The sequence below is a fragment of the Pseudomonas sp. GW821-FHT05D12 genome (assembly GCF_059419825.1).
In genome coordinates, this window is sequence record NZ_JBWKSN010000001.1 from 616,645 (window position 1) to 625,850 (window position 9,206).

Genomic DNA, 9,206 nt, shown 5'->3' on the forward strand with positions numbered 1-9,206 from the left:
CACTGCGCACTGACCGGCTGTGGATAAATCCCGCGTCCGATGCAGTACAATCGCGACTTTTAATCGCCAACCAGCCGGCCATTCCCATGATCGAACCCAAGCGCGTCCTGCGCGCCCTCGCCGAACACTGGGCCTTACTCGAGCCACTGTGCGAACACTTCGACCAAGGCACCCTGAGCCTCGGCGAGCTGCGCGCTCAACTGGCCGCCCAACAACTGGACAGCACGCCCCAGGACATCACCAGCCTGCTGGACGTGTGGATTCGCCTGGATATCCTGGTGCCTGTCGCCAAGAGCCCGAACCGTTTCGAGCTCAACGCCCAGATCCATGACTTCCTCGCCTATCTTCGCAAGGAGCACCGGCTTGGCCTGTGCCTGGAAATCGAAGCCTACCTGCGCCACCTCGAGCGCCTGGCCGGTTACATCCAGGACGCCTTCGACATCCGTGATGGCCATGATCTGGCCCGCCAACTGCGCCTGCTGGATATGCGCGTGCGCGACGTACTGAAAAAACTCGCCAACGACGAACAGGCCCTCGCCGCCGTGGCCGACCGCGCCAAGACCAGCGACCGGCAGATCCCGTTGCGCCAGCGCTACGCCGAAGTACTGGCGACCTGGGATGAATACGTCGAACCGATGATCCAACTGGTGAACGCCGACGGCGCCTTCGAACAAGGCGTGCGCAAGGTCGAGAACGTGCTGTTGCGCATGCTCACCGAGCAGCAGCGCCTCGGCCACCTGGTGGACGACGACATGCTGCTGCGCACCCACGCGCGCATCCTCGAAATGCAGACCAGCGCCCAGCTGACCTTGCGCCATGCCCGCGAGCTGCTGCTGCCGCTGCGCGAAGAAGCGCGCCGGCACAACGCCGTGACCCGTGGCGCGGCGCTGGCCTTGTCGGCCATCCGTCGCAAGGGCCTGGACGCCGTGCCGCAGGCGGCGATGCCAATGTTTACCCGGCCGCAAAGCACCTTCCTCGGCAGCGCCAGCCAGGTCGAGGCCTATGTGTATGCCCTGGCGAATTTCGAGCCGAAACCGGCGCGTTTCCCCAAGGCGCACAAATCCCACAAGGGCGACGCCCAGCGTGCACCGCGCACGGTCAAGGAAATGCTCGAGCGCTGCGAAGACGCGCTGCCGATGCCGGACCTGATGACCTGGCTGCTGGAGCAGGAACCGGACGGCGCCACCGACGAATTGCTGTACTGGTTCTCACGCCTGTCCCGCGAAAAACGCTTCAAGCGCGAACGCCTGGAACGCCGCGATTACCACACGCACGAGCACCAGGTCAGCCTGCGCTCATTCGCCCTGCTCCCGGCCACGCCTGACGCCGCCGAGAACTCTGCGAGCACCGCTAATGTAAGGACTTCGCATGCATCTTGATCTATCCGAACTGTCCCAGCTGGCGCCGATCTTTCGCGAGCTGTTCAAGGGTTACCACGTCAGCCGCCGCGACCCGGAACTGTACGCGCAACTGTCGAACTTCCAGGACCAGTACCGCACGCTGTTCAAGGCCCTGGGCTTTGAGCTGGTGTGTGACACCCGTGGTTTCTACTACTTCGTGCCGGATTCGGCGATTGCCAGCGCACAGGTCAACAAGACTGCCCAGCGCCTGGCGTTGTTCACTTTCATCATCGTCGAGCACCTGGCCGACCAGGGCCGTGACCCGATCGCCGTGCTCGACGGTGGCAGCCTCGGCCGCGATGAGCTGCCATCGCTGCTGGAGAAGTACCGCGACCTGTTTATCCAGGCCGAAGTGCAGACCCAGGAAGAGCTCGAAGAAAAAATCATGCGCCGCATGACCCAGTTGGGTTTTGCCAGCGAAGACAACGGTATCTATCGCTTCCTGCCGCCGATGCACCGCTTCCTCGATGTGTGCCTGTCGGTGCAACAGGACCGCGATCTCGCCGCCAGCGTGCACAGCGTGTTGCCGCTGCCGGCACCGGTGATCATCGACGAAGACAGCGATGAAAAACTGCTGAAGACCGATGACCCGCTGGACCTCAGCGACTTTGCCGACGAAAGCGAAGAAGACGCCCTGGCCCGCGCCATTGCCGAAGAACAGGAGACCGACGCATGAGCAAGGAACGCTACGGCATCCGCCGCTTTGCCCTATTGAACACCGCCGGCTACAGCTTGGGCCTGTTCCCGCTGGAAGAGCCGCTGTCGGTGTATGGCGCGAACAACCTGGGTAAATCCGCCTCGATCAACGCCCTGCAGTTCCCGATCCTGGCGCGCATGTCGGACATGAGTTTCGGCAAGTACACCCTGGAACAATCGCGGCGCTTTTACTTCGCCACCGACACCAGCTACATCCTCGTGGAAGTGTCGCTGCCCCACGGCCCTCACGTGATCGGCGTGGTCGGGCGCGGTCCGGGCGGCGGTTTCGGTCACCAGTTCTTTGCCTATGCCGGCAAGCTCGACCTGGCGCATTACCAGAAGAACGATACCTGCCTGCGCCAGAAAGAGCTGTTCACCAACCTTGAGCGCGAAGGCCTGAAAGCCTACGAACTCAAGCCGGATGAACTGCGCCGTTTGCTGGTCGGCGGACATACGTCGATCCCGCTGGACCTGACCTTGATCCCGCTGCGCTCCACCAGCGAGCAGAGCCTGAAGACCTTCCGCGCGCTGTTTATCAACCTGCTGCACATGCGTGAAATCACCGCGGCCAAGCTCAAGCAGCTGTTCCTCGATGCATTCGAACACAGCTTGCGTTCGGGCAGCGTGGACTACATCGCAGCGTGCGAAGAAGCCTTCCGCGACGTGCGACGCATGGAACAGGACTACCACTCGCTGGTGGCCGCCGGCCCGCTGGTCGAGGCGCTCGCCAATGGCGTGAAACAGCGCGACATCCTGCGTGGCAAGCTGCATCGGCTGTCGCCGCTGCTGGACTCGCTGCTGGGCACCTGGTCGGACTACGCCAGTGCGCGCAAGGAAGAGCTGACGATCCAGGCCGAACACTACCGCAACGAGCAGGATGCGCTGCAGAACGACCAGCGTGGCGGCACCCAGGAGCTGATGCGCCTGGAGCGCGAGATCAGCGGCATCCAGCGCTGGCTGGGTGAGCTGTCGGTGCTCAAGCATCGCTTCGCCCTGGTGGATGACGTCAAGGTGCTCGAGCAGCAACTGCTGGCGGCCAAGGATGCTCACGACGAACTGGCGGGCGCCCTGGCGCAGTCGCGGCAGTTCAGCGCCGAAGACCTCGACGAGCGCTTGCGCGACCTGGAAAAACGCCTGAAGTCGGTCAAGCAGCAGCTCGATCATGCGGACAACAACAGCTACGCCAAACTGCGCGAAGAATTCTCACAGCAGGATGTCGAGCGCCTGATGCGCCTGTTCAACAGTTCGTTGTTCAGCCTGCCATTGGGTGAGCATGGGATCACGCTGGACGAGGACGGGCAGTGGGTCAAATCCCTGGAGCTGATCCTCGATGGCTTCAAGGGCGAGCGCTTCGAAGTGCCGGGCCTGTCCATCGACATCTCGCACATCGAGCCACCGGCCTTGCAGGCCCTGGCGGATCGCGCGGCATTGCGCGACCAGAAAGAGCGCCTGGAAAAAGAACTCAAGCAACTCAAGACCCAGCAGGCCGTAGCCTCTGACCGCGCCGCGAGCAAGACTCAGACCGAGGCGCTGTATCAGCAGGTGCTGGACGCGCAAAAGGCGCTGGAAGACTTCCGCCGCGCGCAAACCCTGAGCGCCGAAGAAGACGAGAAACTGGAAAGCCTGGCGCAGATGGAAGCCGCGCAGGATGAGCTCAAGCGCTCCAGTGATGCCTTCACCGAGCGTGTCCAGCAACTGTCGGCCAAGCTGCAACTGGTCGGCCGGCAGATCGGTGATATGGAAGCCAAGCAACGCACCCTCGACGACGCACTGCGCCGCCGCCAGCTGTTGCCAGCAGACCTGCCATTCGGCACGCCGTTCATGGACCCGGTCGACGACTCCATGGACAACCTGCTGCCGCTGCTCAATGACTATCAGGACAGCTGGCAAGGCCTGCTGCGCGCTGATGGCCAGATCGAAGCGCTGTACGCCCAGGTGCGCCTCAAGGGCGTGGCCAAGTTCGACAGCGAGGATGACGTCGAGCGTCGCCTGCAACTGCTGATCAACGCTTATGCCCACCGCACCGACGAAGCCCTGACCCTGGGCAAGGCCCGCCGTGCGGCGGTGACCGACATTGCGCGGACCTTGCGCAATATCCGCAGTGACTACGACAGCCTGGAACACCAGCTGGCGCTGTTCAACCGCGAGATCAACAAGCGCCAGGTTTCCAACCTGCAGAGCTTCCGCATCGTGCTGGCGCCGAACAAGGAAGCCCTCAAGCATATCGACCAGATCATCCACAGTGCCGGTCAGTATGAAGAAGGCGAGACCCTGTCGGTGTTCGACCTCAGCCAGAGCGCCGAGCAGGACAATAAGAACGAAGAGGCCAAGGAATACCTGGCCCGCCTGGTAGCCGCCAACCATAACCAGCTGGGCCTCAAGGACCTGTTCGAGCTGGCGTTCGAGATCACCAAGGTGCATGGCCAGCCGGTGATCCACACCGACATCGACGGCGCGGCATCCAACGGCACCACCATGACCATCAAGGCGCTGACCAACATGTACTTGTTGCTGCACTTGATGGACCGTGACCAGGCCGGGCGCGTGCGCTTGCCGTACTACCTCGACGAGGCCGCGGATATCGATGAAAAGAACCAGGCGGCGCTGCTCGAAACCAGTCTGCAATTGGGCTTTGTGCCGATCCTTGCCAGTGTGAAACCGCAAGTGTCTGCGCAAGTGGCGATCGACCTGGAAGGCGGCAGCGGGCCGAATGGGATCTACATTGATGAGGCGGACTGGAAGTACATCCGTCGTCACGATGTGGTGAAGGCGACGGTGAATGTGCAGGCGGACGAGCCGGAGCTGGATGAAGTCTGATCGGCAGCAGTGAAATGCAAAAAGGCCGCGATCTTATGGATCGCGGCCTTTTTTTTGGTGTTGCTGAGGGCCTCATCGCGGGCAAGCCCGGCTCCCACAGTTGACCGGGTTTTCCTATAGGAATGCAGTCGAATGTGGGAGCCGGGCTTGCCCGCGATAGCCTCGCCTCGGTTTATTTGCCGAGCGGAATTTTAGGCGCCCAAGTCAGCCATTCCTCTTCGAACTTGTCGAACAGCGGGAAGGTTTGCTGCGGCCGTGCAGCGTTGCCCATGCGCTCGCCGTCCGGCGTGGCGAAAGCGATACCGCCGGAGACCAGGGTCTCCAACGACTCGGTGCGTACCGTTGCGCCTTTGAACAGGCCAAAATCGAGACCGAAACCGCTGGTGTTCCAGAAGCGGCTGCCACCGCGTACCAGCGGCGCGTACTTCGGCTCGATCAGGATGTGGATCAGCACGCGGTCGGCGGTCTGGCCCAACTCGTAGCCGGTGACTTTGCCCACGGTGACTTCGCGGTAAGTAACCGGTACGCCTTCCTTCAACGAACCACGCCGTGCGGCACTGAGTGTCAGGCTCAGGCCTGCCTCTTGGTGGACCGCTTCAGGCGGCTGATCCAGCGCGACAAAGCTCTTCTGTGGACCGGCATTTTTCGCCGCCGGCTGCACCTCAATGTACTGCCCGGTAACCAGGGTTTCCAGGTTGGAGGTTTTCATCAGGCCCAGCTCAGGCTTTACCACCCAGAACTGGCTGCCGACACGCGCGATGCGATCCGCCACTTGGGTGATGCGCGCGCTGAGCAGCACCGACTGCATATCGGCGCTCAGGTCGACGCTCTCGATCTTGCCGACATCCAGGCCTTTGAAACGCACCGGCGTGCCAGGACGCATGCCGTCGGCGCGGTCGACCTTGATGGTCACCAGGGTGCCGCGTTGATTGGCGGCCTCGCGATCGGCAAAGAGACGGAAGCGCGGGATGCGCTTTTTCAGCGGCACATTGGATTCCGGGGTTTCGAAGGCGATACCGCCCGCCATCAAGCTGGCCAGGGATTCACTTTTCACCTGGATGCCGCCAGTGAGCCCGCCGGTCAGGGTGACGCCGCTGGCATTCCAGAAACGCGTCGAGCCGTTGACCAGGTTTTCGTATTCCTTCTCGATATGAACGCCGATCACCAGTTGCTTGTTCTTGCGCGAGAACTGATAGCTCTGCACCGAACCGACCTTGACCTGTTTATAGAGAATCGGGCTACCGACATCTAGGGAGCCGAGGTTGTCAGTGAACAGCACCATGTGCAGGCCTGGGGAGCGCAGGTCCAGCGGCGGTGCCTTGGCCCGCGCAACGAATTCGCGTTGCGGCGCGCTGCCTTTGTCACCAGGGCGAATGGCGATGTAGTTCCCCTTGACCAGGGCTTCCAGCCCGGTGATGCCCGCCAGGGAGATGGAGGGTTTGACCACCCAGAACTGGGTGTCCTGCACCAGGTAGTCTTCGGCCAATGGGTCGAGCGTCAACTCGGCATTGGCGCTGGACAGGTCAGGGTCGATCTTCAAGGTTTTCAGGCTGCCGACCTGGATGCCTTTGTACATGACGGGCGTACGTCCAGCCTGCAGGCCTTCGAAGTCGGTGAGCTTGACCTTGACCTTGATGCCAGCAGCGGCGGCGTCGAAGTCTTCATACAAGCGGAACGGCAGGCTCGGATCAGTCGGCGGGCTGTCCTTGCGGTTCTCCGGCGTGGCGAAGGCAATACCGCCGGCGACGATACTGGAGAGCGATTCACTGCGTACTTTCACGCCGGAAAGGTTGGCGTCGATGCTGATGCCGCTGGCGTTCCAGAAACGTGTGTGTTTGCGCACCAGGCTCGCGTAGGTCGGCTCGATGTAGACCTTGATCTCTACGGTGCTCTGGTCCTCGGAAAGCAGGTAGCTTTTGACCTGGCCAACCTGGATCTGTTTATAGAACACTGGACTGCCACGGTTCAGCGAGCCAAGGCGATCGGCCTTGATGGTCAGGTGCAGGCCGGGCTTGGCGTCTGACAACGGCGGCTCTTCGGAGAGCGCCTTGAATTTGCGCGTGGGCTCACCATCACCCGGGCTGGCAGCGATGTAATTACCCGACACCAAGGTTTCCAGGCCGGTAATACCGGCGAGGCTGACACTCGGCTTGACCAGCCAGAAGCGCGTATTGGTCTTGAGATATTGGTCGACGTCCTTGTTCATCTCGATGGTGGCAATCACCCCGCGGTTACTGCCCTCGTCGTCCAGGGCCAAGGTCTTGACCTTGCCCACGGACATACCTTTGTAGACCACTTCCGTTTTGTTGGCCTGGATACCTTCGCCACTTTCAAAGCGCACCTGGATCTCGATGCCCTGTTGGGAATAGGCGCGCCACCCCAACCAACCGCCGATGATCAGGGCAATCAGGGGTAACACCCAAATGGCCGACCAGTTGGAGGCCGGGCGGGTTTTAGCTTTAGGCAAATCACTCATGGTCGTCGTCCGACTCCGTGTTATCCCAAATCAGTCGGGGATCGAAAGTTACTGCGGCAAGCATCGTCAAGATCACCACACTGGCGAACGCCGCGGCGCCGAGGTTTGCCTCGACACTGGCAAGTCGCCCAAAGTTTACAACCGCCACCAGGATGGCGATCACGAAGATATCCAGCATGGACCAACGTCCAATGAATTCGATGAAGCGGTACATCACAATGCGCTGTTGCGCGGACAGCGGCTGGTGGCGCTGTACAGAGAACAGTAGCAGGCCAATGCCTACCAGCTTGAACGTGGGCACCAGGATACTGGCGATAAATACCACCGCCGCGATGGGAAACATACCGTGCTGCACCAACTGGATCACACCGGCCATGATGGTACTGGGATCCCCCTGGCCGAGGGAATTGATGGTCATGATAGGCAGCAGGTTGGCCGGGATATACAAAATGGCCGCCGTGATCAACAACGCCCAGGTGCGGGTGAGGCTGTTTGGACGCCGGGCATGGATCAGCGCACCGCAGCGAGTGCAGGTTTGCTCATCGGTGTCCGCTGCCTGTTTGTTCAACTCGTGGCATTCGGTACAAATCAGAATGCCTGCATCAATCGCCCGCATGATCATCCTCTCCTGACAACGCTTGCCAGACCTGGTGGGGCGACATCACCACCTCAAGCAGTACCTGAACCACTAATAGACTGACAAAACACACCAGCCCCAAGCCGACCGTGATAGAGGCCATGTCGGCGAGCTTTACGATCGCCACCAGTACGCCCATCAGGTAGACCTCCAGCATCCCCCAGTCTTTGAGGTGGTGGTAAATGCGGTACAGCAACAGCCCATAGCTGCGGCCCACCTTCCAACGAATGCTGAGCAGGACTGCGAGCTGGCAGAGCAGCTTGAGCAAGGGAATCCCCATGCTGCACAGGAACACAACGGCGGCGACGCCTTGCATGCCGGTATCAAACAAGCCGACCACGCCACTCCACACGGTGTCTTCCGAGGACTGCCCGAGTAGATTGAGCTGCATGATGGGCAAAAAGTTCGCGGGGATGTACAGCAACAGCGCCGCGAGCACCAAGGCGAGACTTCGCTCAACGACATTGTGGCGGTGAGCGTACAGCTCGTAACCGCAACGCGGGCATTGGGCTTTTTCGCCAAGGGCAAGCTTGGGTTTGCGCATCAGCAAGTCGCACTCATGGCATGCCACCAGGTCGTCCAGTGGTAAACCCGACACCTCAGGGGCATCAACCGGATCGGGCATAGATAGGGCTCTGACTCTAAAAAAGGTTAGGTGCCTATTCTAGTGGTCTGGTTCAGAAATAACTGTGCAAATTTGTCGGGGCTTGGGGACCCACATGGACATCCCGGATAGGGGGAATCGCGGGGTTAGGACGGCTTGAGCTGATGGCGGGGGCTGCGGCGGCCAACTTACTTTTCGACCGCCCAAAACAAAACCCCTGTCTGCGTTAGCAAACAGGGGTTCTGGAATTTAATCTTGACGATGACCTACTCTCACATGGGGAAACCCCACACTACCATCGGCGATGCATCGTTTCACTGCTGAGTTCGGGATGGGATCAGGTGGTTCCAATGCTCTATGGTCGTCAAGAAATTCGGGTACTGAGTCGTGACCATGTGGCCTCGCTTCAGCAAATTGGGTATGTGATAGCTTTCGGTGTTTTGTGAGCGTCGAACTTTCGGTTCATTTCGTCTTCACACACCGCAATCTGGTGCTCTTTTGCCTTTCAGCTCGAAGCAAGCAAATTGCTTGGGTGTTATATGGTCAAGCCTCACGGGCAATTAGTATTGGTTAGCT

At 60.6% G+C, this 9,206-nt stretch carries 6 protein-coding genes and 1 rRNA gene; 3 read left to right on the forward strand and 4 right to left on the reverse strand.

Features of this window, described 5'->3' with window-relative positions; genetic code table 11:
- The first annotated feature begins 86 nt into the window (after nt 1-86).
- Genes mksB through mksF form a run of 3 tightly spaced genes read left to right on the forward strand, consistent with a single transcriptional unit; the run spans nt 87 to nt 4,913 of the window.
- Nucleotides 87-1,379, forward strand: coding sequence for an Mks condensin complex protein MksB (mksB, locus tag AC07SI_RS02895; protein ID WP_065900405.1), 1,293 nt, complete (start codon nt 87-89; stop codon nt 1,377-1,379).
- A complete protein-coding gene (gene mksE / locus AC07SI_RS02900) occupies nt 1,369-2,076 on the forward strand; it encodes an Mks condensin complex protein MksE (protein WP_012722059.1) in 708 nt (235 codons plus the stop codon). Before mksB ends, mksE begins: the two co-directional genes overlap by 11 nt.
- Nucleotides 2,073-4,913, forward strand: a complete 2,841-nt coding sequence (gene mksF / locus AC07SI_RS02905) for an Mks condensin complex protein MksF (protein WP_106805248.1) — start codon at nt 2,073-2,075, stop codon at nt 4,911-4,913. Before mksE ends, mksF begins: the two co-directional genes overlap by 4 nt.
- Nucleotides 4,914-5,085: 172 nt before the next feature.
- On the opposite strand, the gene AC07SI_RS02910 is transcribed toward mksF, so the two are convergent.
- The 4 genes from AC07SI_RS02910 to rrf all read right to left on the reverse strand — a co-directional run bounded on the left by AC07SI_RS02910 (nt 5,086) and on the right by rrf (nt 8,999).
- Nucleotides 5,086-7,389: a PqiB family protein gene (locus tag AC07SI_RS02910; RefSeq protein ID WP_495005042.1), complete on the reverse strand. Its 2,304-nt coding sequence runs from the start codon at nt 7,387-7,389 to the stop codon at nt 5,086-5,088.
- A complete protein-coding gene (locus tag AC07SI_RS02915; protein ID WP_065900398.1) occupies nt 7,382-8,005 on the reverse strand; it encodes a paraquat-inducible protein A in 624 nt (207 codons plus the stop codon). Before AC07SI_RS02915 ends, AC07SI_RS02910 begins: the two co-directional genes overlap by 8 nt.
- Nucleotides 7,992-8,651, reverse strand: coding sequence for a paraquat-inducible protein A (locus AC07SI_RS02920; protein WP_495005043.1), 660 nt, complete (start codon nt 8,649-8,651; stop codon nt 7,992-7,994). Before AC07SI_RS02920 ends, AC07SI_RS02915 begins: the two co-directional genes overlap by 14 nt.
- 232 nt (nt 8,652-8,883) lie before the next feature.
- Nucleotides 8,884-8,999, reverse strand: a 5S ribosomal RNA gene (gene rrf / locus AC07SI_RS02925).
- Between the last annotated feature and the right edge of the window lie 207 nt (nt 9,000-9,206).

Bases quoted from the DNA above. Each gene is read 5' to 3' on its own strand.
- mksB (WP_065900405.1), top strand. From the start codon at position 87: ATGATCGAACCCAAGCGCGTCCTGCGCGCCCTCGCCGAACACTGGGCC.
- mksE (WP_012722059.1), top strand. From the start codon at position 1,369: ATGCATCTTGATCTATCCGAACTGTCCCAGCTGGCGCCGATCTTTCGC.
- mksF (WP_106805248.1), top strand. From the start codon at position 2,073: ATGAGCAAGGAACGCTACGGCATCCGCCGCTTTGCCCTATTGAACACC.
- AC07SI_RS02910 (WP_495005042.1), bottom strand. From the start codon at position 7,389: ATGAGTGATTTGCCTAAAGCTAAAACCCGCCCGGCCTCCAACTGGTCG.
- AC07SI_RS02915 (WP_065900398.1), bottom strand. From the start codon at position 8,005: ATGCGGGCGATTGATGCAGGCATTCTGATTTGTACCGAATGCCACGAG.
- AC07SI_RS02920 (WP_495005043.1), bottom strand. From the start codon at position 8,651: ATGCCCGATCCGGTTGATGCCCCTGAGGTGTCGGGTTTACCACTGGAC.